Here is a 21759-nt window from a genome sequence, read left to right on the forward strand (position 1 = left end):
CGTCTACCCCACTCTGCCAATACGCGGGTCAATCCACACGTAAAGTAAATCTACCAACAGGTTCACCAGCACATAGGCAAAAGACACCACCACTGCAAAGCCCATCACCGCAGGGAAATCAAGCGCCTGAATCGAACTGACGACATAAGCGCCCATGCCTGGCCAGGCAAAAACCGTCTCGGTTAATACTGCGCCGTACAACAAATCGCCCATGGCCAGCCCGAGAACGGTCACCGACGGAATTAACGCATTCGGCAACGCATGGCAGATAATTACCCGCCAATGCGACAGCCCGTTGGCCCGCGCGGTGCGGATATAGTCTTCGCCCATCTGCTCAAGCATTGCCGAGCGAATCTGTCGCGCCACGATCCCCATATGCACAAAGGCCAGCGTCAGCGCGGGCATCAGCAAATGTTGCAGGCTGTTAAGAAGCGCATCGCGATTGCCCGTCAAGATGGAATCGATAACATAAAAGCCGGTGATGTGGGTCGGCGGGTCCATCCAGTCATCAAGGCGTCCGCCGCCCGGCAGCATATTCAGATGGCCGTAGAACAAAATAATCACCCCCAGGCCAAGCCAAAACGCAGGCGTCGAAATCCCGATTACCGACATCATGCGCACCAGGTGGTCCGGCAGTTTGTTACGATAGACCGCCGAGAGCACGCCGAGTGGAATACCAAGGATAATCGCCAGCACCAGAGCGCTCAGTGCCAGTTCTAACGTCGCGGGGAAAAAGGTCCGCAGGTCTTCCAGCACCGGCCTGCCGGTACGAATCGAGGTGCCAAGATTGCCGTGCAGCAGATCAATTACGTAGCGATAAAACTGCACGTACAGCGGCTGATCCAGCCCCAACTGCTGACGCATGTGCAGCACCATTTCATTACTTGCACGATCGCCGGCCAGCAATCTCGCCGGGTCACCGGGGATCATGTGTGAAATAATAAAAGTAATGACACACACACCGGCCATTACTAAAACCAGCCCCCAGCAGCGCTGGCGAATAATGGTCCAAAAAGTCATAACGTTCCCCTGAACAAAGCACCGGAGCTACTGCCCCGGTGTCATGGCAAATTTCAGCCAGTGTCGGCAATTCATTCAAACTTACTGCTTGCTCATCTGCGCCACGTTGAACACCTGCTCCAGCATCGGATTGAAAACAAAGCCTTTCACGTCTTTGTTCATCGCTACCTGATAGTTTTTCTGGAACAGGTAAACGTAGGCCGCCTGGTCGATAACAATTTTCTGCGCCTGCTGGTAATAATCAGTACGCTGTTTCTGATCGGTGACTGATACTGCTTTCTTCAACAGATCATCAACCTGCGGATTGGAATAGAACGAGCGGTTACCCGGCAGCCCCTTCTTGTCAGACTCGAACCAGTAGTTCATAAACATGTACGGGTCGGCAAAATCCGGACTCCAGTTACCGATAGATATGTCGTAATCGCCTTGCCCGATGCGGTCACGCATGGTGGCGTTTGCCAGTTTTTCGAGCTTCACTTTCACCCCGGCGGTTGCCAGGCTAGCCTGAACGGAAAGCGCGATCGGTTCCCAGTTCGGATCACTGTCGGAATAGAGAAAATCTAATGTATCCGGCTGCGGTTTCACCTTGGCGAGATCGGCTTTGGCCTTGGTCATATCGTTGCTGTACTGCATGGCTTTCGGATCATAACCCCACATACCATCGGGGATCGGGCCGCGCATCTGTTTGGCGTTGCCGCCGAGAATACCCTTCACCATGCCTTGATAATCCACCGCGTAAGACACCGCGCGGCGCAGGTCGACATTGCTCATCGCACCTTTGGCATTGTTGAGATACAGGTAAGTCACGCGCAACGACGGATACTCATTTACCGCGACTTTATTTTCCTGCTTCAGTGCTGCTAGCTGGTCGATAGGCAGCGAATCGGCAATATCCAAGTCGCCGCGAGACAGCTGCAAACGACGGCTGGAGCTTTCACCGATAATTTTCACCGTCACACGTTTGAAAGCCGGCTTTGGTCCGTTGTAATAAGGATTCGGCACCAGAACCAACTGCTGACCTTTCTCCCAGCGATCCAGCTTGTAAGGGCCGGAGCCAGCCGTGTGGTTCGACATCCAGGCTTTACCGCCATCGGCTGGATTCCCTCTGGCAATCGCCGGGTTAACAATTCCTGCACCATCGTTAGCCAATGTGTAAAGGAACGGCGCGAATGGAGTTTTCAGGGTAAAACGCACAGTCATCGGGTCAACCACCGAGACCTGCATGTCTTTCGGGAAAGCCTCGGAAGGTCCCTGAGCGATTTTCATCAGACGATCGAACGACCATTTCACCGCATCGGCATTCACCTCGGACCCGTCATCAAATTTAGCGCCCGGTTTGAGTTTGAAGGTCCATACCAATTGATCCGGCGAAGCGGTCCAGCTAGCGGCAAGATCGCCCTCGACTTGAGTCGATCCTTTACCGCCTTCGGTTTTATACCCCACCAGACGCTGATACGCCGGATAAGTCACCGTCCAGTCATTGTTATCAATGGTTACGGCCGGGTCCAAGGTCTGCGGATCAGCCGCTTTACCAATCACCAGCATATCTTTCGGGACGGCAGCCTGCGCCTGCAAACTTATCCCCGATAGTGCTAGTATCACGGCACCTGCCAGCGTTGTTTTTTTGATTAACGCTTTATTAAATAATGATTTTGCTGCGGTCTTTGCTGTAATAGTCGACATCTGCAAACTCCTGGTATCTAAGGTAGCAACGATGAAAAATGCCAAGGATCAGGCAAGGTGTTTTGACGGATAGCAGTCAAATATATCTTCCAAAAGCGGATAGGAAATAGAATCTGGCAGCTCGAAGTGCCACCATTCGGTGGGCATCCCGATAAAGCCACCTGCCGCCATCACTGCGTTAAGTAGCAAACGGTTGCGCTGGATTTCGGCAGGCAGGTGCGGATAAAACGGATGCGATCGCTCGGTCATTTCATCGAAACCCGCGCCCATATCCAGCTCGTGGCCCTGCTCGTCAATTAATGTCAAATCTATGGCAACGCCACGGCTGTGGTGTGAACCAATGCTGATATCGGCCACATAATCAGGATTTGGCAAGACGGCCCAAAACACCTTTTGCGCCTGTTTCGGTCGATAAGCATCGAAAATTTTGAGATTGAAACCAGCCAATTTTGCAACGTCAAAACAGCGCACTAATGCTTTAGCGGCATCAGGATGCAGCAGGCAGCGGTTTTCACAGTAAACAACGTGGCCGGTAAGGTTATCGTCGGTGGCATACTTCATATCAATAACCGCTTCAGGTAAAAGCGTGACCACATCAACTAGCGTGATATCTTGTTCTTTCATAATGATTTTCTACTGCCCCTGTTGAAAAATAATATTGTTGCCGGGAGGTTTTTACCCTTCAGGACTCAAACTGTCCGAACTCTTTTTGCAGTACCCGATTGGTCGCCAGCCTCTGCTCTACCTCGTCGCCGCGCAGCTCAAGCACTGACGAGCACAGCAGGTTAAACAGGCAACTCAGCGGGGCCATCGAATCCCAGAATTGGCCGGTATCGGTCTTTATTTGCAGCAAATCCACCGGATAATCGTGCGCCCACGGGCAGTAAATATCGGTGATTAACCCCACCCGCAGACCGCGATCGCAAGCGGCCTTGCAGTATTTCTGTGCGATCACCGAATAGGCACGGGTATCGCTGACGATAAGGTACGGTGAGGCGAACTCCGAGTTCAGCGACTCAACGTAGGTGCCCGACTGGCCGTCAGCGAAATAAACCTGAGGCCGCAAATATTCCAGATTGCTGTAAAACGTGTTGGCAATCCCGCGCAGCGACTGAATACCAAGGATAAACACCGCATCGGCCTCGGCCAGACCTCGGCTGACATTGGCAAAACTGTCACTTTGCGCCAACTGATATACGTGCTGGATAGCTTCCAGTTCCAGCGTCAGACCTTGCTGGAGCTTTTCCTGCCGCGGCTGTTTACTGCGTTGGCGATAAGCGCCGAGGCGATCGGTCACCACCCACGGCTGATAAAGCGCCCCACTACTTTGCTGGCGCAGGGTTTGCTTGAAGTCATCAAGGTTGCGATAACCCAGACTGCGCAGATAGCGGCCAACGGAAATTCCGCTGGTGGCAGCGCTGCGAGCAATGCTGTCAGCAGTTTCAAAGGGGATCTGCGCGAGATTCGCCAGCAGATAACCGGCAATTCGTTTACCCGTCGGCGTCTGTCCGGCAAACGAGCCTTGAATTTGTGCGATCACGTCCAGATTATCTGCCATAAGCCCCTGTTGCTTTGTTATCAACTTAACAATTCTTGTTAGTGAGGTAACAAAGCAACAGCTATGCCAATTTTATAGGCGCACAAAAAATAGGGAGAAAATCTGTTTTAAATCAGCAAAAAATCAGGAATTAATCAGCTTAAAGGCGTGGACTTTCAGAAATTTCGAGGATTTGGCGAGTCATAGGGCTAAACGATATGCACGTAAAATAAGCAACCACTCACAAAACAGGTGCAAACCCTCCGGCTCGTTCGCCAGAGAGTTTTTATTAAAGGAGACAATATCAGGCAGGATTTATTTCAAGAGTTTTTTCGTTCAGCAGGGTTAAGGCTTGCTCGGCGAGGTGACTAAAATATTCTGCTGCCGGAGCAAGCAGAGTTTCATCTGGATTAAAACCTTCATGGTGCAAACCAAACTCACTGTCGCTGCCAATGCTGACAAAGGCACCGGGGACATTTTGCAAATAAATGGCAAAATCTTCGCCACCAAGGTGCAAATCTGCGGTGCGAACCTCATATCCCGCGTCTTTTGCCACTTCAGATGCCACACGCGCCCAGTTTTTATCATTGATTAACACTGGTGGGCCCGCCGTCCAGCTCACGTCAGCGCTGCCGCCACTGGCCTCGACCAGGCTCTTGACCAGATGATTGACGCGCTGCTGCACTTGCTCACGCACTTTTACATCATGAGTGCGCAAGGTTCCGCCAAACATCACGTTTTCAGGCAATACGTTCCAGGTTTTCCCTGCATCAATACGGGTCACGGACAGCACAAGACTGTCGAGAGTATTAAAGCTGCGGCTGGTGAGGGCCTGCAAAGCCTGAATCACCTGACTGGTCAGTACAATGGTATCGATACCTTGCTCGGGATGCGCCGCATGCGCCCCTTTACCGTGAATATTGATAATAAAACGATCGGCATTGGCATAGAATGCGCCGCCGCGAGTGGCAAAGGTTCCTACTGGCAAACCGGGTTCATTGTGCATACCAAAAATTGCCTGCACGCCTTCCAGCGCCCCGGCTTTAATAAACTGTTTCGCGCCGGTGCAGTTTTCTTCACCCGGCTGAAAGAATAAACGTACTCTGCCCGGTAACCGGTCTTCACGCGCCTTAAGCTGCATTGCCGCACCAAGGATTACCGAGGTGTGAACGTCGTGACCGCAGGCGTGCATGACTCCGGCATGTTGCGAGGCGAAAGGAAGTCGGGTTTGTTCATGAATAGGCAGCGCATCGATATCAGCGCGCAGGGCAATCAGCGATTCGCCGTGGCCGATTTCGGCAATCACGCCGGTTTGAACAGGATAATCCAGAATGCGGATCCCGGCATTTTCAAGCCATCCGCGAATACGTGCGGTAGTGGCCTGTTCCTGATTCGACAGCTCAGGCCAGGTGTGCAGAGTTCTGCGCCAGTTAATTAGCTGCGCAGAAAAATTGTTGCTCATGCGTTTCCTCCAGAATCTGGCAATAGAACGAAGCAAGGTTCTCCATTTCTTGATTAGCGATATTGAACGGACATTGGGCGGGAGTAAAACAACAATTTTGCGCAAGAGAATGATAAATCTGGCAATAGACATAGCTATTTTATGGCAAAGCTTATCGCAAATCGTTGGTTCACGCGCCATCGACATCTTTGGATGATGCTGTATTTAGCCCTAATAGACGAGGATGTCATGACGGATACATTAATCAACCAGTTGGTGGCCTGGCGGCGCGAACTTCATCAGCACCCAGAACTGTCCAATCACGAATTTGCCACTACCGAACGCATCACTGCCTGGTTGAAACAGGCTGATATCCGCATTCTTCCTCTTAGGCTAAAAACCGGTGTCGTGGTCGAACTGGGTCATGGTGAACCTTTAATTGCGCTGCGAGCTGATATTGATGCGCTGCCGATTGAAGAGGCTACCTCCGTGGCGTTTTCATCCAAAAACAGCGGTGTGATGCACGCCTGCGGTCACGACGTTCACACCTCCGTAATGCTCGGCGTAGCTTATCGTTTGAAAGAAAAGGAGAAAACGCTCAAAGGTCGGGTGCGCATTCTGTTTCAGCCGGCAGAAGAGACCTTTAACGGCGCTCAGCAGTTGATCGACGCGGGAGCACTGGAAGGAGTTAAGGCTATTTTCGGCATGCATAACGCGCCTAATCTGCCGCTGGGGAAATTGATCACCCGTGGTGGTGCGTTTTATGCCAATGTCGATCGTTTTACTATTAATATCAATGGCAAAGGGGCACATGCTGCACGCCCGCATGAAGGCATTGACTCGGTGGTAATCGGGAGCCAAATCGTCACGACGCTGCAAACGCTGGCGAGCCGGATTTATAGCTCTCAGGAATCGGTAGTCGTCAGCGTGACGCGCTTTACCGCAGGCAATACCTGGAATGTTCTTCCGCAAACAGTGGAACTGGAAGGCACAGTACGCACGCATAACGATTTGATTCGCAAAGAAATCCCTGACCGTATCCGATCGTTGATTAACGGCATTGCCAGCGGCTTTGGTGCAACGGCTACCCTCGACTGGCAGCCGGGGCCACCTGCGTTGATTAATACGCCAGAGTGGGCAGAATTTGCGCTTTTAGTCGCCAAAGAACGTGGCTATGACACTGAAATTGCTACACCACAGATGGGTGGTGAAGACTTTGCTTTCTACCTGCAACACGTTCCCGGCGCGTTTGTCAGCATTGGCAGCGCCAGCAAGTTCGGTTTACATCATCCTTCTTTCGAACCCAATGAAGAGATTATCGAACCTGCGGTGGCCTATTTCACCGAGTTAGCCCAGAGAGCACTGCAAAAAATCTGACGAGCAGCGGGAGACGGTAATCTTTGTTAACTTAAAACAGCGGGTAATTTACCCGCCCTGACTGGCCCTATGCTTTGGGTTTTGCCAAGATGTTTTAGTTAATAATTTTCACTGAAGGGAATTGATTATGACTGCCAACACCCCGCTGCACGCCGACCCGCTGGTTTGGGGCCACGGAAAAAACGTCTTCGAAGTCTTTCTCGAACCTACCTGCCCGTTCTCGGTGCGCGCTTTTAACAAATTTGATGCGCTGTTGGAGGAGGTCGGTGAAGACAACATCACGCTGAAAATTCACCTGCAATCACAGCCGTGGCACATGTATTCCGGCGTGATTGTACGTTATATCCTCGCGGCATCTACCCTGCCCGACGGGAAAAAAGCCGCCAGGGCGGTATTGCAGGCAGTGGCCGATCACCGCGAAGAATTTGAGTTTAAAGACCATTGCTCCGGGCCCAACATGGACGCGACACCAAACGACATTATTAATCGTCTGGAACAGTACAGCGGCGTTGACGCGCGCGAAGCATTTGCTCGTCCCGACTTGCAAAATGTCATTAAGTGGCACTGCAAATACTCGCGCCAAAATGGCATCCATGTTTCACCGACTTTTATGATTAATGGATTGGTACAGGCTGATATCGGCAGCGGCGATGAAATTTCTTCCTGGGCAAAACGCATTCTGGGATAAGCGCTTACGATAGAATTTTGCACAAAATTCCGTTAAAACGGGGGCATTTGCCGATTTCTTCAACACTCAGACAGCTTTATGAAGAAAGGCCTTTGACAAGCCGAGCTACCCCCGTTAGTATTCGCCCCGTTCACACGATTCCTCTGTAGTTCAGTCGGTAGAACGGCGGACTGTTAATCCGTATGTCACTGGTTCGAGTCCAGTCAGAGGAGCCATATTTAGAAAAGCCCGCACAAGGAAACTTGCGCGGGCTTTTTGCTTTTCGAGCTTTTACCCTTGCTGCACGCGCCTTCGTCGGTTATTCACTCTTCTCGGCCTATCTTCAATTACCCCTCTGAATCGGGATAAATTGGGGGTCAGAAAGGGGGTCATGCTGGTTAGGTGACGGAGTGACCCCCAAATGTCTCTTAAAATCCATAAAATCATTACATTATAACTATCCAAAAAACCCTTCAAAGCTTCCGCGAACAACTGGCACAAAATAGTTAAAATGAGACAGAAAAAGCGTCTTATTTGGATTATTCACTCCTAGGTACGCTGAGATAAGACAAAACGCTTAGTACAAAATTTTAATTACTTGCGAAAATCTTACGATTAATCCCAAGCAACAATTAATAGCATAATACTTCGATTTAAAGTAAATAACTTTCAAAACCTGCTACATTATATATAAAGCATCGAGCTGCTTAAGTTGATTTATAAAGATTTACTTATGAATCTTCCTTTAACTAATATTAGCGAGGCTTAATATGTCAACTAACCTTTATGAAGCAACAAACATAAAACGCGTAGGGAACAAAGCATTTAATTTAATGAGAGTAGCTGAAGTGGGGATCCCTGTTCCACCTGGGTTTGTTATTAATAATGCGGAATCACCCTCCAATAAAGATTGCATCAAATTATATAATAAATATATTTCTCATGGGAGAGTTTCTGTTAGATCTAGTTCTGATAAAGAGGATGGCGATAAAAAATCTGCCGCTGGTATTTATAAAACAATACTTGATGTTTCTTCCGATGAGATAGAGTTAGCTTTTCAAGCTGTCAGGAGACATTCTAAAAAAAGCAGAATGATCCCAGTGATTGTGCAAAAACAGATTGAAGCTAAAACGTCTGGAGTTGCTTTTTCAATTAACCCAATAAATGGAGATAATGATATTTATATTGAATATTATGAAGGGCGGTGTGAAAACATTGTTTCTGGAAATATTATCCCACGACATTTAGTTTTAAAAAAACATACTTATCATGAAAATGATAATATTCCGTTAAAACTCTTTGAGTTTATCATTCAGCTTGAAATGATCTTTAATGTACCTGTGGATATTGAATGGTGTATAGACTACGACGGGAATGTATGGATATTGCAATGCAGACCTATTACAGTAATTCCGTCAGATTGCTTTAGATATGCTTGGTCAACACGTGAACCACTTTGGGCAATGGAACAGGCTTTCAAAACACGATGTAATGATGGAGAGAATCAGAAAAAAGATATTTATCTGCATGAGGAGATCATCTATAGCAGAGATCTAGATAAAACCTTTCATTGTTACATCGGGTTGAAGGATCACATTTCTGCATTGGCATATACCATGAAAGTACTAAACAGCCCATTCAAACCCGTCGACTATTATCCACTTATTGAACCTCCAGAGTTCGTTTCAAAAGACACTGCTGTTGATTATTTTAGAACTTTATCTTCATTGTACTGTAAATACATACGTTATTATATGCGCTCAGCATCCATTGTGACCAATATCATTGAAAGAAAGCTATCGTTAAAATATTCCCGTGATGAGATTGCGGATTTATTATCGATTGGTAATAATGACTTGATGTTTCGCGAGCAAAATGATTTTTCAAATTTAGATATTAGTAGTAATGACAGCATAACAAATCATGTAAGGAAATACCCCTACCTTTCCATTAATTATAGGAATAGGAATGACATGATTGAGGGTATAAAATCACTTCACCTTGCAAAAGAAATAAAATGCGACGATAAATCAACAGAAAATAGAAAAATGCAATCATTATCAGATATGAGCGAGGATCTAAAGCATTTAAAGTTACTGTCAACGGAACGGATGCATGTAAAAAACGGATGGGCCGGGGTTTATTTTCACATGATGATTTTGATGGAGTGGATTTCTAAAAACCATAACGAATCTCAGAATGATCTTTATCAGAGTTATATGTCAGATGATATTGTTAATTTAATAAAAAACGATATCAAACTAACAACTCAAGAGAAAGAGAAAAGGTGTCATGGTATTTTAATGAAAAGAAATAAAGACAAAGCATTAACGCCAAGAATTTCTTTTGGCAATTTTTTTCATGAGGATGTTGAGGCGAAAATATTGCCATCAAATAATAACCTTCACGGAATACCTTCTCTTAAGCGGAAAGTACATGGGGTGGTTAAAATAATCAACTATGAAACAAAAATAGATATTCAAAGCTATATGGGGAAAATAGTTGTCACTGAAATGACACAACCTAATATGGTGGCATTATTTAGAAAATGCAAAGGCATTATTACCAATGAGGGCGGTGTATTGTCGCATGCCTGTATAATATCAAGAGAGTATAATATACCTTGTATTGTTGGAACATCAAACGCCACTAAAGTTCTCATTGACGGGGATGAAATTATCATGTGGCCAAATGGTCATATCAGTTACGAAAGCGATGCACCGTATCATCCTTGATTTTTTTGTATAAGTAGGCTCATCTGATATTTTTTAGGCTTGTCGGCATTGCGCACTCTCTCGCTAATAACGAAGAGAGAATACAGTAATTTGGGGTCGGAAGTATCGGTGAAAAATATAAAAAAAAACATTTTACCTGGCGAGGCCTTAATGCGACAGAACCCGTTAGCCTGTCGTCATACCAGTAATGTTCTTTTTGGGGGATTCGCCAAACAACCTTTTGTATTCTCGGCTGAACTGGTTGGTACTTTCATAGCCCACCTCAAATGCGGCCTGACTGGCTGTGTAGTTATTGGCCAGCATTAAGCGCTGAGCCTCAGACAGCCGCAAATGCTTCTGATATTGCAACGGGCTAAGGGCAGTAACTTCCTTAAAATGTTTGTGGAACGTTGATGGTGCCATATTAATTTTGGCGGCTAAATCTTCCATGGAAAGAGATTCTTTGTAATGTACAACAAGCCAATTTATAGACTGCCTTATGAGATTGCTTTTTGAACCGGCGGTGTTAAAAAGGCGTAACTGATTGCCAAAGGGAGTTGCCATCAACCGAAAGTGGATCTCCTGATATATGAGTGGCCCCAGTATTTTTGCATCCTCAGGTTTATCAATAAGCTCCATCATACGTAAAAAAGCTTCGAGTAAATCTGGGCTGATCGGCTGCACCATCGCCCCGACCGCGGTGGCGGTGGCGGTACTCTGGTTGACAGGAGCGGGAACACTTTGTGCCAGGGTAGCAATCAACCGGCTGTCCAGTTCTAATGACATTGAAAGATAAGGTTCGTTTTCCGTAGCTTCCAGCAGGCAGCTTGAGACCGGCATATTCACTCCGGAAATAAAGCAATTATGTTCACCAAAGGCATAATCCTGCGTACCGATACGTACCCATTTTTTCCCCTGGACTGCAATAATCAATAGCGGATTATAGAAGTGTGGCTTCGCCATATCGGTATGGTTAAAACGATGTAATTTCAATCCCTCTACCGGCGTAATTATATCACCCGGCTCGGTTAAATATTTCGCCAGCATCCGTTGTAGTAAATGCAAATTTTTTTCAAAATAAAATCGCGCAGTCTCTTTCATACAAACCCACAGTAAGTTCGGCTTAATATAATCACTACAGGGTTTATATAAATCAAGCATATTTTTTTATTAAGATATTTTCAGACCATCCCTCTCATTTAATGCATTGTATTTCATGGGTTAAGTCATGTTTAAACATTGGTTTGTAGAGAATTAGGCACAAATCGTAGAGGAACGTTAATTTTCACTGAAGTGAGTTATCCCTATAATTAACCTCATCAGATTCATTTACAAATCCGCTGGCTAATCATTTCAATCACAGAGAGAAACATTATGTCTAAAGTCGCTGTTGAACGTAAAAATTATGCAGTCCTGCCTGCTGCGGTTGGTCCGTATTCTCATGCTGTTAAAAATGGCAATACTCTTTACCTTTCTGGCTTCACTGCATTTAATACTCCGGCTCAAGGTAAGAGCATGGAAGAGCAGGCACACGCTATCTTTGAGCAAATCAAAGCAGTAGCTGATGCTGAAGGCGTTGATATGAGTGCTTTGATCAAAGTAACCACCTTCATCACTGATTTCGCACAGGCTAAAGAACTGCGTAACGTGTTAACTCAACATTACAACGGTAATTTACCGGCCAGTACTTTGGTAGAGGTATCTCGTCTTTTCTCGCCTGAACTGAACATTGAAATTGAAGCGGTATTTGGCGTTTAACAACTATAATTGAATGCTTTTGTCCTGGGGAGGCAGTAATAAAATGGGTGACTGCCGGCCCTTATTCTCTGCTTTAACTCAGCGTGTCAGACTCCTGCATCCTCAGACGTCCATAAGTCCCCTTGTCATTGTTTTCTTAAATTTATGTTTCCTCTCACCTGTTGTCGGGGTAGTCTCATGTGCCGCTAAAAAATGTCGGCCGTAATGTGAGTAAACCTCGACCAATCGTAGTCATAAAAAACGGTGTAAACAGGACAAGTATGGACTCCACCCTCATTTCGACTTCCCCCGGCAAGGAGACGTTTTCACTTAATCGTGCCCGTCGCGCTGCATGGGGTAGCTTCGCTGGCGCAGTAGTAGACTGGTATGACTTTCTACTTTATGGCATCACCGCGGCCTTGGTGTTTAACCGCGAATTTTTCCCGCAGATAAGTCCGGCCATGGGGACCATTGCTGCTTTGGCGACCTTTGGCGTCGGCTTTCTGTTCCGGCCATTAGGCGGGGTAATCTTCGGCCATTTTGGCGATCGTCTTGGCCGTAAACGCATGCTGATGATGACCGTCTGGATAATGGGTTTGGCAACCGCGCTAATCGGCCTATTGCCAAGCTTTAGCATGATTGGCTGGTGGGCTCCGGTGCTGCTGGTGTCACTGCGAGCAATACAAGGTTTCGCGGTTGGCGGTGAATGGGGAGGCGCGGCGGTGCTTTCAGTGGAGAGCGCACCTGAGAAGAAAAAAGCGTTCTACAGCAGTGGCGTGCAAATAGGCTACGGTGTCGGGCTGCTGCTGTCGACCGGCCTGGTCTCGCTTATCAGCCATTTTACCACCGATGAACAGTTCCTGAGCTGGGGCTGGCGTATTCCATTCCTGTTCAGCACCCTATTGGTACTGGCGGCGCTTTGGGTCCGCAATGGCATAGTCGAGTCTGCCGAATTTGAGCAGCAGAGTCAGCATGAACCTGAAGTACAGGCTAAACGACGCCTGCCGGTTATGGAAGCGTTGATACGCCATCCCAGCGCGTTTCTAAAAATTATTGCCCTGCGACTGTGCGAGCTGCTGACAATGTATATTGTCACCACTTTTGCCCTCAGCTACTCCACCCAAAACCTTGGTTTACCACGCGAACTGTTTCTTAATATTGGTTTGTTGGTTGGCGGCCTAAGTTGCCTGACCATTCCAAGCTTTGCCTGGCTGGCCGACCGCTTTGGACGGCGGCGCATTTACATTACCGGTGCGTTGGTCGGCACACTCAGCGCCTTTCCGTTCTTTATGGCGCTGGAAGCTCACTCTCTATTCTGGATCATATTCTTCGCCATTATGCTGGCGAATGTGGCTCATGACATGGTGGTCTGCGTGCAGCAACCGATGTTTACAGAGATGTTTGGTGCGAGTTATCGCTACAGTGGCGCGGGTGTAGGTTATCAAGTGGCTAGCGTGGTTGGCGGTGGATTTACGCCATTGATTGCTGCCTCGCTGGTCACGTTTTCTGGCGGCGACTGGCGTAGCGTAGCTGTCTATCTGCTGGCTGGTTGCCTGCTTTCTGCCGCCACTGCCCTGATGATGAAAAAAGCACATTAATTTATAGAAAAGCCCGTTTAAATTAACTTAAACGGGCTTTGTATCAACAAGCATGAATTCACATATAAATTCGACTCGCCAGCCGCCGCTGCATGAGACAAATAGCCAGACTCGCCAGTCGGCTTGAAATTCGTTATCATCCGCCCCCACTCTTCATCCCGGTAGCCTGATGTCCAAGATAATCGATACTTTTATTGCCCCGCCGTGCCATGACAAGGTAGAGATTCTTTATCAGGATGAGCACCTGGTACTTATTAATAAACCCACAGGTTTGCTCAGCCTTTCAGGGAAAAATCCACAAAATATTGATTCGGTGCATCATCGGCTGGTACAGATATTTCCCGGCTGCACACTGGTCCACCGACTCGATTTTGGCACCTCTGGGTTGATGGTGATTGCGCGTAATAAGGCTATTAATGCCGCCCTCTGCCAACAGTTCAGCCAGCGCACGGTAACCAAGGTTTACAGCGCCCTGCTATGCGGGCATTTGCACGACAATGAGGGAGTGATAGACGCGGCGATTGCCAAAGACCCGGCGCTGTTCCCGCTGATGTCGATTTGTGAAATCCACGGCAAGCCTGCCCGCTCGGACTATCGTGTCGTTGAGCGCTTTTATCACGAATTGGAAAACGGGTCGTTACTGCCACTAACGCGAGTACACTTGACCCCGCAAACCGGTCGCACTCATCAACTTCGCATTCACTGCCAGCTGTTGGGCCACCCTATTCTGGGCTGTGACCTGTACGGCGGCCTGATATCACCAGGCACTGAACATACTCCGCGACTCATGCTCCATGCCAGCGAATTGCATTTCACCCATCCAGTCAGCGGAGAATCGATCAAAGCCAGCAATGCCAGCCCGTTTGGAACCTGACAGTATTGATAAGGCGCACAGATTTTGAGCACAAATTGCAGTGCCAGCCCAACTTGGCGACTCCCCCGGGGCTTTCATCAGGATTGGCTGGCCATTATATCTTAATAAAAAGCCTGGGAGTACTTTTTATATACAGGCATCTGCAAAGATTAATTACCACATCAAATCATCGGGCACTTTAAAATCAGCATACGGATCTTCTTCATCCTGTTCTTCCTGACTAAGCACACTATTTAATACAATGCTGCTGGCATCTCGTTGCGTAATTTTATCGGCGACGCTGGCGGGAATAATGGCGTATTGACTCTCGCCATTACTATTAACAACTAAACGAGCGATGGCGAGACGGCCATTAATCAGCTGTGCTTGAGTCGTTTTATCGACAACAATTTTTTTAATTAAATTATTATCTGTAAAGTTAAAATTAATATCCCCTTTTGAAATATCAATTCTATTCATTTCTATAAGCTGTTTCACCTGAGCTTTATATTCTTTTGCCAGTGCAGCCTGTTTTTGTTGTTCGCTTAGCTGTTTATCACGCTCAAGCTGTGCCTTTTTACTCTCTTCAACGGCCTCTCTGGCCTCACGAACCTGAGCTCGTGACTTTTTAGCCGTTCTCTGGACCTTGGCCATTTTCGTGCTGGTCACTAAACCAGCTTTTAGCATCTGTTCTTGTAAGGTAAGTTTGGTCATTTTCGTTTCTAAAGTCGTGGAATCATAGGAGAGATTATACCCGTAATTTTTTAGGCTGTACCTAGTTGCCGCAGATGAACATTTTATAGTTTGAGATTGATAAGTTTCAGCAAAGGCTAACGCGCCTAGCACTTTAACCTAAAATAAACACTATGTTCACAAAGATCACCATTTAGCATTAGATGTGCTTTATCTTTATCAAAAAATCGATTCAACTAATTGAGTTGAATGACCATTTTTGGCAAGGCCATCCAGGCACAGCCTAAAGGTTTGGTCATAGCATACCTGCTCACATGTTTCAGAATTGACAGTCTGCGAGTTGAGCAGATTAATGATATTTAAGTGAACGCCCTGAATCTCTTCAAAGTGATTCACAATTTTCTGGTTTAAAGAAGGTACTATGATTTTAAAAGCGCATGGCCTTAAGCGGAAAGTATTATGCACTGCTCTTCTCATGGCATTATCCACAGGAGTAGCATGGTCGGCAGACCTTATTGTTTCAGCCAATGATGGCAAATATCAACGCGTAAACGGGCATGATACCTTTCCAGCCCCCGCTTCACCGGATACATTGACCGTTTTTGATGCCAGCAAATTTCCGATGAAATTATTGCACACCGTGCCGGTAAGTTTTGGTATCCAGGGGCCGCCTCAGGCTGTCGCGATTACTCCTGATGGCAAAACTGCATTTGTTAGTGCTCCAACGCGATATGATTATCAAAACCATACGTTAATTGCCGAGAAATATCTGCAGGTTATTGCGCTAGATGGTGCCAAACCGGAAATTGAAAAACTGGCCTTACCTACCAGCCCACAGGGCATTGCCGTAAATCCTGAAGGCACTCTGGCTCTGGCGGCTGGCGTTGACGGTAAGCTTTACGTTTTAAACATCGCAGGCAACGCAGTCACATTATCCAATTCGATACAGCTCAGTAATGGACGATTAGCCGGTATCAGTTTCACCCACGATGGCAAACACGCCCTGGTCGCAATGCGTGATCAACAGGGCATTGCCGTGGTGAATATTAACGACGGTAAAGTGTCTGATAGCCGAGTGCGCCTCAGCAGCGGTGTGGCTCCCTATACCATTGATATCTCAAGTGATGGCCATTGGGCTGTTGTAAGCAATGTTGGACTCGCAGGTTTGGCAGACGATCACACGCAAAAAATCGCCGACAGCGACAGCGTGAGTTTGATTGACACCTCTGTGTACCCGTTTAAAACTGTACAATACCTTACCGTCCCTTCCACACCTGAAGGCGTCGCTATTTCGCCAGATGGAAAATGGATAGCCGTATTGTCAATGGATGGTTCAAACCTGCCCAAAGGGAGTACGGGTCAGCACATGCAGGGAAAATTAACCCTGTTTGCAATTGATAAGGGTAAAGCCCGACAAGTCAATGAAGTTCCGGCAGCAACGGCTGGCCAAGGCGTAATATTTACCAAAGACAGTCAGCATATCATTGCCCAGTTCAACGTTGAAAAACAGCTGGTCGTTTATCAAATTAAAGATAAGAAGCTTATCAAATTACCGGATACCGTTGAATTAACCGCCGGGCCTGCTTCTATTCGCAGCACGCCGCGTTAGTCATCAAATATAGCGATTTAACCGCGGTTGAGTGGTGAGAGTATTCTGCCCGAATCGCTGATAGGTTAAATCGTATTTTTATTGTCCGCTTCCAGCACTTAGTGTCTTCAGGAATAACGCTGAACGGCCATAATGGTAAGCGGACATAATACAAACGCCAACAGTCGTAACTCGAAAATGTTCGAGAATAAAGGAACCCTAAACATGGCGGCCAGTTATAAAACTTTCGTTGAGATTCCTTCTATTACTGACTATCTGCATCTTCGTAAAGCAGCAGGCCTGACTCCTCGATCCCACGAGGCGGCCAAACGAGGATTACCGAACACGGTGGTATCCGCGTTAATAAGAAATGGGGAAAATGTCGTCGCAATGGGAAGAGTGATAGGTGACGGTCTCTGCTACCAGATAGTTGATATTGCTGTATTACCCGAACATCAAGGGCGAGGTTTGGGTAAAGAAATCATGTCAACGCTAATGGATGAATTAAAGGAAATTGCCACCACTGAGGTTTATATTAGCCTTATCGCCGATGGCGATGCATCTTTCCTTTATAAAAAATATGGGTTTAAAGAAACCGCACCCGTATCTATTGGCATGGCAATGTGGATAGGTCAATGAGCTGTAATATCATTATCCGCCGCGCCGAAGAAAACGAAGCAGAATCAGTGCGGGAGATAGTGCGCGCAGCCTATTGCAAATGGATTTCGGTGATTGGTCGAGAACCCACTCCCATGACGGCTGATTTTAACAAGTCTGTCCGTGCTCATAACATTGATCTCGCGATTCATGGGTCGGAGATTGTTGGCCTAATTGAAACATGGCCGCATGCTGATTATCTTTGGATTGAAAGGCTCTCGGATACAAAATCGACAGTCGTGAACCGTTCAAAGGTGGAATAACCGTCTTTATGAGCAAAAAACCTTAATCAAATCGCCATTCCCGCTAAGGAACTCGCCGAAATGACCGTTTTTGACGTACAGCCTGCCATGAATCTCTTTCTTTTTAAAACCATAACTCAATGAATTTATTGTAGAATATCAGCAAAAAACCACCTTCGCAGTATCGCCGAATCCAACCCCGCTGCAGATCATGAAGATGACTCATGCTTCAATGAAATTAAATCACTTTTACTCAATCAGTGAGTCTGGCATAAAATACACATTATTATTAGCTATATACATTACGATGATTACTGGGTAACAAAACCAGAAAATAAATTTAAAAACTCTGAAAAAGCAAGAAATAAATTCAGGTTTTATATAAAAATTAGGATACCAGCTTGCAATGAATAAAGAATGTACATTTGCTATTAAGAGCATTCGTTTCGACGAGAATTATAACCCCTCGGAAAGTACGCGTATTACCACCAACTTTGCGAACTTGGCTCGCGGTGAGAAACGCCAAGATAACTTGCGCAACGCCTTGGTAATGATTGACAATCGTTTCAATTCCTTGGCGCATTGGGATAATCCCAAGGGCGATCGCTATTCTGTTGAACTTGAAATCATTTCTGTTGAGTTGAATATTGGAATTGAGGGCAAGGGTGATACCTTCCCAGTGATTGAAATATTGAAAACAAATATTATTGATAAAACAACCGACTCACGTATTGAAGGTATTTTAGGGAATAACTTTTCTTCATACGTGCGAGATTATGATTTTAGTATATTACTGTCAGAACATAATAAAAATAAAACTGAATTTAGCCTTCCAGATAATTTTGGCAGTTTACATGGGAATATATTTAAACGGTTTATCAATTCTGATACCTACAAAGATAATTTCAATAAAACGCCTGTGATTTGCCTGAGTGTTTCAAGTAAAAACACTTATTATCGGACGGGCAATGAGCATCCTGTATTAGGCATTGAATATCAGCAAGACGAGTTTTCCTTGACTGATGAATATTTTGCAAAAATGGGATTGCGTGCGCGCTACTTCATGCCTGCAAATAGCGTTGCGCCTTTGGCATTTTATTTTGTTGGCGATTTGCTCAGCGATTACACTAATCTGGAACTTATTAGCACCATCAGTACGATGGAGACATTCCAACGAATTTACCGACCTGAAATTTACAATGCTAATTCTGCAGCAGCAAAATGCTACCAACCAAGCTTGAATCACCAGGATTATTCGTTAACTCTGATTGTTTATGATCGAGAAGAACGTAGCCAACTGGCCGTTGAGCAAGGGAAGTTTACTGAGGAGCACTTCATTAAGCCCTACCAAACTATTCTTGAGCAATGGTCTGCTGATTCCGTTCTTTGATTAACCAAAAATACAAGGTCATCTATTATGAAAATTTTATTACCCACTTCGACTGCGGGCAGTTTGCCTAAACCTTCCTGGCTTGCACAACCCGAGACACTTTGGTCACCTTGGAAATTGCAGGATCAAGAATTAATTGACGGCAAACAAGATGCGCTGCGTCTGTGCCTGCAAGATCAATTACAGGCAGGAATTGATATTGTCAGTGACGGCGAGCAAACGCGCCAACATTTTGTCACCACGTTTATTGAGCACCTCAGCGGTGTTGATTTTGAGAAACGTGAGACGGTAAGAATTCGTAATCGCTATGATGCAAGTGTGCCGACAGTTGTGGGTGCAGTGAGCCGTCAAAAGTCCGTTTTTGTTGAAGATGCCAAGTTTTTACGTCAGCAAACCAAGCAGCCTATTAAATGGGCTCTGCCAGGTCCAATGACTATGATAGATACGCTTTATGATAATCACTATAAAAGCCGCGAAAAACTCGCCTGGGAGTTTGCTAAAATTCTCAATGAAGAAGCCAAGGAATTAGAGGCTGCGGGTGTCGATATTATCCAATTTGACGAGCCTGCATTTAACGTGTTTTTTGATGAGGTAAATGATTGGGGCATTGCCGCTTTAGAAAGAGCCGTTGAAGGACTTAAATGCGAAACTGCTGTGCATATTTGCTATGGCTACGGCATTAAAGCCAATACGGATTGGAAAAAGACTCTGGGCACAGAGTGGCGACAATATGAAGAAATTTTCCCTAAGCTGCAAAAATCCAGCATTGATATAATCTCGCTGGAGTGTCAAAACTCTCATGTTCCAATGGATCTTATTGAACTGATCCGTGGGAAAAAAGTCATGGTTGGTGCCATTGATGTGGCAACCAATAACATTGAGACACCAGAGGAAGTTGCCGAAACGCTGCGAAAAGCACTTCAGTTTGTAGATGCCGACAAACTTTACCCTAGCACCAACTGTGGCATGATCCCTTTACCTCGCCGAGTAGCAAGAGGCAAGCTAAATGCTTTAAGTCTAGGCGCACACATTGTTCGAAAAGAACTTTCGGCTAAATAACTTTCGGTTCAGTACTATTTGGCTAATAACTTTTGGCTAATAACTTTTAGCCAATAACTCTTAGCTAAAAAACAAGTTTACCAAATATTAGGTCACTTGAAGGAAACTCAGTCCGGTTTAGCGATTTTGCCAATCGCTATTTCTCAAACCACAACCGGACTGAGCAATAACTTTCACCGCACGATATTCATTAACAAATTTTAGACTGCAGGCCTTGACGGCGATGCGAAGCGCAGTATCAGAACGCCGGCCAGCGCGGCAATAATTGAGCCTGCCAGCACCCCGACCTTAACCTCATCGACCAGAAGAGGTGATTGGGCAAACGCCAGATTGCCGATAAACAGGCTCATGGTAAAACCGATACCACAGAGCACCGATACGCCGTATAACTGCATCCACGAGCTGTTATAGGGTCTTCTTGCCAACCTAAGTTTAATGGCCAAAAGTGACAGGCTGAAAACACCCACCTGCTTGCCAAGAAATAGGCCCAGCGCCACGCCGATGGGAACCGGGGACGTCAAATTACCCAAACTCATGCCCGACAGCGACACGCCAGCGTTGGCAAATCCAAATATCGGCAATACCAGAAAAGTCACCCAGGAACCTAGCGCATGCTCCAGACGTTCAAGCGGAGCTATTTCATCAACCGTTTTTCCACGTATTGGAATGAAAAATGCCAAAACGATCCCGGCAATAGTTGCGTGCACGCCCGACTGCAGCATGCAAAACCACAGCACGCCGCCCGCCAATAAATAAGGCAGAAGGCGCGTTACGCCAGCGCGATTCATAATAAACAGCAACACCACCACGCCTGCGGCAGCCATGAGCATGGTCATGGAGATGCTGCTGGTATAGAAAAGAGCAATAATGATCACCGCACCCATGTCATCGAGAATTGCCAACGCCGACAGAAATATTTTCAGCGAAGCGGGTACGCGGCTGCCAATCAGGGCGAGTACGCCAAGTGCAAAAGCAATATCGGTAGCGGCCGGGATGGCCCATCCTGCCAGGGTTTTGCTGTCCCCTACGTTGAATCCAGTATAAATAAGCGCAGGAACAGCCATTCCCCCCAATGCTGCAAAACCCGGTAACGCACGCTGGCTCCACGTTGAAAGTTCACCAACGAGCAGTTCGCGTTTGATCTCAAGACCAACCAGCAAAAAGAAAATCGCCATTAGGCCATCATTGACCCAGTGTTCAGTGGACAATCCGGCAGCTGTGTAGTGAAGCAGTAATTCATAACTTTCGCTAAGCGGAGAGTTGGCCACAATGATTGCCGCAATAGACGCGATAATAAGAACGATACCGCCTGAAATGGGGGAATTAAAGAACCCTGATAAAGCTGCAGCCACGATTTTTGGTCTGCGAAAAGTGTTTTCTGACACGTTACCTCTCTGTAATTTACACCGTGCTTATCTGAACAAGACAAAACAATTATGAGAAAATTTATCAATATAAAAGAATATCTGGCGGAGCAAGGTCTCCAGCCTGATCTGGGCTTTA

The 21759-nt window shown here is 46.4% G+C and carries 19 protein-coding genes and 1 tRNA gene; 12 read left to right on the top strand and 8 right to left on the bottom strand.

Features of this window, described 5'->3' with window-relative positions:
* Positions 1-3: 3 nt before the first annotated feature.
* From SPM24T3_RS03140 to SPM24T3_RS03160, 5 genes are all read right to left on the bottom strand, one after another.
* Positions 4-1020 (bottom strand): ABC transporter permease, encoded by a 1017-nt coding sequence (locus tag SPM24T3_RS03140; protein WP_009635244.1) that lies wholly within the window; start codon positions 1018-1020, stop codon positions 4-6.
* Between the two features lie 81 nt (positions 1021-1101).
* Positions 1102-2703 carry an ABC transporter substrate-binding protein gene (locus SPM24T3_RS03145; protein WP_009635245.1) on the bottom strand — a complete coding sequence of 534 codons (1602 nt, stop codon included), beginning with the start codon at positions 2701-2703 and terminating at the stop codon, positions 1102-1104.
* A gap of 48 nt (positions 2704-2751) precedes the next feature.
* Positions 2752-3327: a D-alanyl-D-alanine dipeptidase gene (ddpX, locus tag SPM24T3_RS03150; protein WP_009635246.1), complete on the bottom strand. Its 576-nt coding sequence runs from the start codon at positions 3325-3327 to the stop codon at positions 2752-2754.
* A gap of 58 nt (positions 3328-3385) precedes the next feature.
* Positions 3386-4261 carry a MurR/RpiR family transcriptional regulator gene (locus SPM24T3_RS03155; RefSeq protein WP_009635247.1) on the bottom strand — a complete coding sequence of 292 codons (876 nt, stop codon included), beginning with the start codon at positions 4259-4261 and terminating at the stop codon, positions 3386-3388.
* Between the two features lie 283 nt (positions 4262-4544).
* A complete protein-coding gene (locus tag SPM24T3_RS03160; RefSeq protein ID WP_009635248.1) occupies positions 4545-5702 on the bottom strand; it encodes an amidohydrolase in 1158 nt (385 codons plus the stop codon).
* 228 nt (positions 5703-5930) lie between these two features.
* Between SPM24T3_RS03160 and SPM24T3_RS03170 the strand changes: the two genes are divergently transcribed.
* The 4 genes from SPM24T3_RS03170 (at position 5931) to SPM24T3_RS03185 (ending at position 10460) form a co-directional block, all read left to right on the top strand.
* Entirely contained in the window at positions 5931-7058 is a 1128-nt protein-coding gene (locus tag SPM24T3_RS03170) for an amidohydrolase (protein ID WP_009635250.1), read from the top strand.
* Between the two features lie 127 nt (positions 7059-7185).
* Positions 7186-7746, top strand: a complete 561-nt coding sequence (locus tag SPM24T3_RS03175) for a thioredoxin domain-containing protein (protein ID WP_009635251.1) — start codon at positions 7186-7188, stop codon at positions 7744-7746.
* A gap of 139 nt (positions 7747-7885) precedes the next feature.
* Positions 7886-7961: transfer RNA gene (locus tag SPM24T3_RS03180), tRNA-Asn, on the top strand.
* A 534-nt stretch (positions 7962-8495) separates the two neighbouring features.
* Positions 8496-10460: a PEP/pyruvate-binding domain-containing protein gene (locus SPM24T3_RS03185; RefSeq protein ID WP_009635252.1), complete on the top strand. Its 1965-nt coding sequence runs from the start codon at positions 8496-8498 to the stop codon at positions 10458-10460.
* A gap of 165 nt (positions 10461-10625) precedes the next feature.
* Here SPM24T3_RS03185 and SPM24T3_RS03190 read toward each other — a convergent pair whose 3' ends face one another.
* Positions 10626-11540 carry an AraC family transcriptional regulator gene (locus tag SPM24T3_RS03190; RefSeq protein WP_009635253.1) on the bottom strand — a complete coding sequence of 305 codons (915 nt, stop codon included), beginning with the start codon at positions 11538-11540 and terminating at the stop codon, positions 10626-10628.
* 273 nt (positions 11541-11813) lie between these two features.
* On the opposite strand from SPM24T3_RS03190, the gene SPM24T3_RS03195 reads away from it, so the two are divergent.
* The 3 genes from SPM24T3_RS03195 (at position 11814) to SPM24T3_RS03205 (ending at position 14648) form a co-directional block, all read left to right on the top strand.
* Positions 11814-12197 carry a RidA family protein gene (locus SPM24T3_RS03195; RefSeq protein WP_009635254.1) on the top strand — a complete coding sequence of 128 codons (384 nt, stop codon included), beginning with the start codon at positions 11814-11816 and terminating at the stop codon, positions 12195-12197.
* A gap of 260 nt (positions 12198-12457) precedes the next feature.
* Complete coding sequence (gene shiA, locus SPM24T3_RS03200) at positions 12458-13774, top strand: shikimate transporter (RefSeq protein WP_009635255.1); 1317 nt, start codon at positions 12458-12460, stop codon at positions 13772-13774.
* A 169-nt stretch (positions 13775-13943) separates the two neighbouring features.
* Positions 13944-14648, top strand: coding sequence for an RluA family pseudouridine synthase (locus SPM24T3_RS03205; protein WP_009635256.1), 705 nt, complete (start codon positions 13944-13946; stop codon positions 14646-14648).
* Positions 14649-14801: 153 nt separating this feature from the next.
* Here SPM24T3_RS03205 and SPM24T3_RS03210 read toward each other — a convergent pair whose 3' ends face one another.
* On the bottom strand, positions 14802-15341 hold the full coding sequence (locus SPM24T3_RS03210; protein WP_009635257.1) for a DUF2058 domain-containing protein: 540 nt from the start codon (positions 15339-15341) through the stop codon (positions 14802-14804).
* Positions 15342-15795: 454 nt separating this feature from the next.
* Here SPM24T3_RS03210 and SPM24T3_RS03215 point away from each other — a divergent pair, with 454 nt between their 5' ends.
* From SPM24T3_RS03215 to SPM24T3_RS03235, 5 genes are all read left to right on the top strand, one after another.
* Positions 15796-16929: a WD40 repeat domain-containing protein gene (locus tag SPM24T3_RS03215; protein WP_202799581.1), complete on the top strand. Its 1134-nt coding sequence runs from the start codon at positions 15796-15798 to the stop codon at positions 16927-16929.
* A 204-nt stretch (positions 16930-17133) separates the two neighbouring features.
* Positions 17134-17547: an N-acetyltransferase gene (locus tag SPM24T3_RS03220; RefSeq protein ID WP_009635259.1), complete on the top strand. Its 414-nt coding sequence runs from the start codon at positions 17134-17136 to the stop codon at positions 17545-17547.
* A complete protein-coding gene (locus SPM24T3_RS03225) occupies positions 17544-17828 on the top strand; it encodes a hypothetical protein (protein ID WP_009635260.1) in 285 nt (94 codons plus the stop codon). The genes SPM24T3_RS03220 and SPM24T3_RS03225 overlap by 4 nt, the downstream gene beginning before the upstream one ends.
* A 385-nt stretch (positions 17829-18213) precedes the next feature.
* Positions 18214-19197: a DUF1852 domain-containing protein gene (locus tag SPM24T3_RS03230; RefSeq protein WP_009635261.1), complete on the top strand. Its 984-nt coding sequence runs from the start codon at positions 18214-18216 to the stop codon at positions 19195-19197.
* Positions 19198-19224: 27 nt separating this feature from the next.
* A complete protein-coding gene (locus tag SPM24T3_RS03235) occupies positions 19225-20256 on the top strand; it encodes a methionine synthase (RefSeq protein WP_009635262.1) in 1032 nt (343 codons plus the stop codon).
* A 200-nt stretch (positions 20257-20456) separates the two neighbouring features.
* Here SPM24T3_RS03235 and nhaA read toward each other — a convergent pair whose 3' ends face one another.
* Positions 20457-21641 carry a Na+/H+ antiporter NhaA gene (gene nhaA, locus SPM24T3_RS03240; protein WP_009635263.1) on the bottom strand — a complete coding sequence of 395 codons (1185 nt, stop codon included), beginning with the start codon at positions 21639-21641 and terminating at the stop codon, positions 20457-20459.
* Positions 21642-21759 lie beyond the last annotated feature (118 nt).

Origin of the sequence: Serratia sp. M24T3, from assembly GCF_000257645.1 — a bacterium.
GTDB lineage: Bacteria > Pseudomonadota > Gammaproteobacteria > Enterobacterales > Enterobacteriaceae > Rouxiella.

Coding starts and splice junctions, on each gene's coding strand:
- SPM24T3_RS03140 (WP_009635244.1), bottom strand. CDS start 1,020: ATGACTTTTTGGACCATTATTCGCCAGCGCTGCTGGGGGCTGGTTTTA.
- SPM24T3_RS03205 (WP_009635256.1), top strand. CDS start 13,944: ATGTCCAAGATAATCGATACTTTTATTGCCCCGCCGTGCCATGACAAG.
- SPM24T3_RS03235 (WP_009635262.1), top strand. CDS start 19,225: ATGAAAATTTTATTACCCACTTCGACTGCGGGCAGTTTGCCTAAACCT.
- SPM24T3_RS03145 (WP_009635245.1), bottom strand. CDS start 2,703: ATGTCGACTATTACAGCAAAGACCGCAGCAAAATCATTATTTAATAAA.
- shiA (WP_009635255.1), top strand. CDS start 12,458: ATGGACTCCACCCTCATTTCGACTTCCCCCGGCAAGGAGACGTTTTCA.
- SPM24T3_RS03225 (WP_009635260.1), top strand. CDS start 17,544: ATGAGCTGTAATATCATTATCCGCCGCGCCGAAGAAAACGAAGCAGAA.
- SPM24T3_RS03230 (WP_009635261.1), top strand. CDS start 18,214: ATGAATAAAGAATGTACATTTGCTATTAAGAGCATTCGTTTCGACGAG.
- SPM24T3_RS03185 (WP_009635252.1), top strand. CDS start 8,496: ATGTCAACTAACCTTTATGAAGCAACAAACATAAAACGCGTAGGGAAC.
- SPM24T3_RS03170 (WP_009635250.1), top strand. CDS start 5,931: ATGACGGATACATTAATCAACCAGTTGGTGGCCTGGCGGCGCGAACTT.
- SPM24T3_RS03220 (WP_009635259.1), top strand. CDS start 17,134: ATGGCGGCCAGTTATAAAACTTTCGTTGAGATTCCTTCTATTACTGAC.
- SPM24T3_RS03195 (WP_009635254.1), top strand. CDS start 11,814: ATGTCTAAAGTCGCTGTTGAACGTAAAAATTATGCAGTCCTGCCTGCT.
- SPM24T3_RS03175 (WP_009635251.1), top strand. CDS start 7,186: ATGACTGCCAACACCCCGCTGCACGCCGACCCGCTGGTTTGGGGCCAC.
- SPM24T3_RS03155 (WP_009635247.1), bottom strand. CDS start 4,261: ATGGCAGATAATCTGGACGTGATCGCACAAATTCAAGGCTCGTTTGCC.
- SPM24T3_RS03160 (WP_009635248.1), bottom strand. CDS start 5,702: ATGAGCAACAATTTTTCTGCGCAGCTAATTAACTGGCGCAGAACTCTG.
- SPM24T3_RS03215 (WP_202799581.1), top strand. CDS start 15,796: ATGGCATTATCCACAGGAGTAGCATGGTCGGCAGACCTTATTGTTTCA.
- ddpX (WP_009635246.1), bottom strand. CDS start 3,327: ATGAAAGAACAAGATATCACGCTAGTTGATGTGGTCACGCTTTTACCT.
- SPM24T3_RS03190 (WP_009635253.1), bottom strand. CDS start 11,540: ATGAAAGAGACTGCGCGATTTTATTTTGAAAAAAATTTGCATTTACTA.
- SPM24T3_RS03210 (WP_009635257.1), bottom strand. CDS start 15,341: ATGACCAAACTTACCTTACAAGAACAGATGCTAAAAGCTGGTTTAGTG.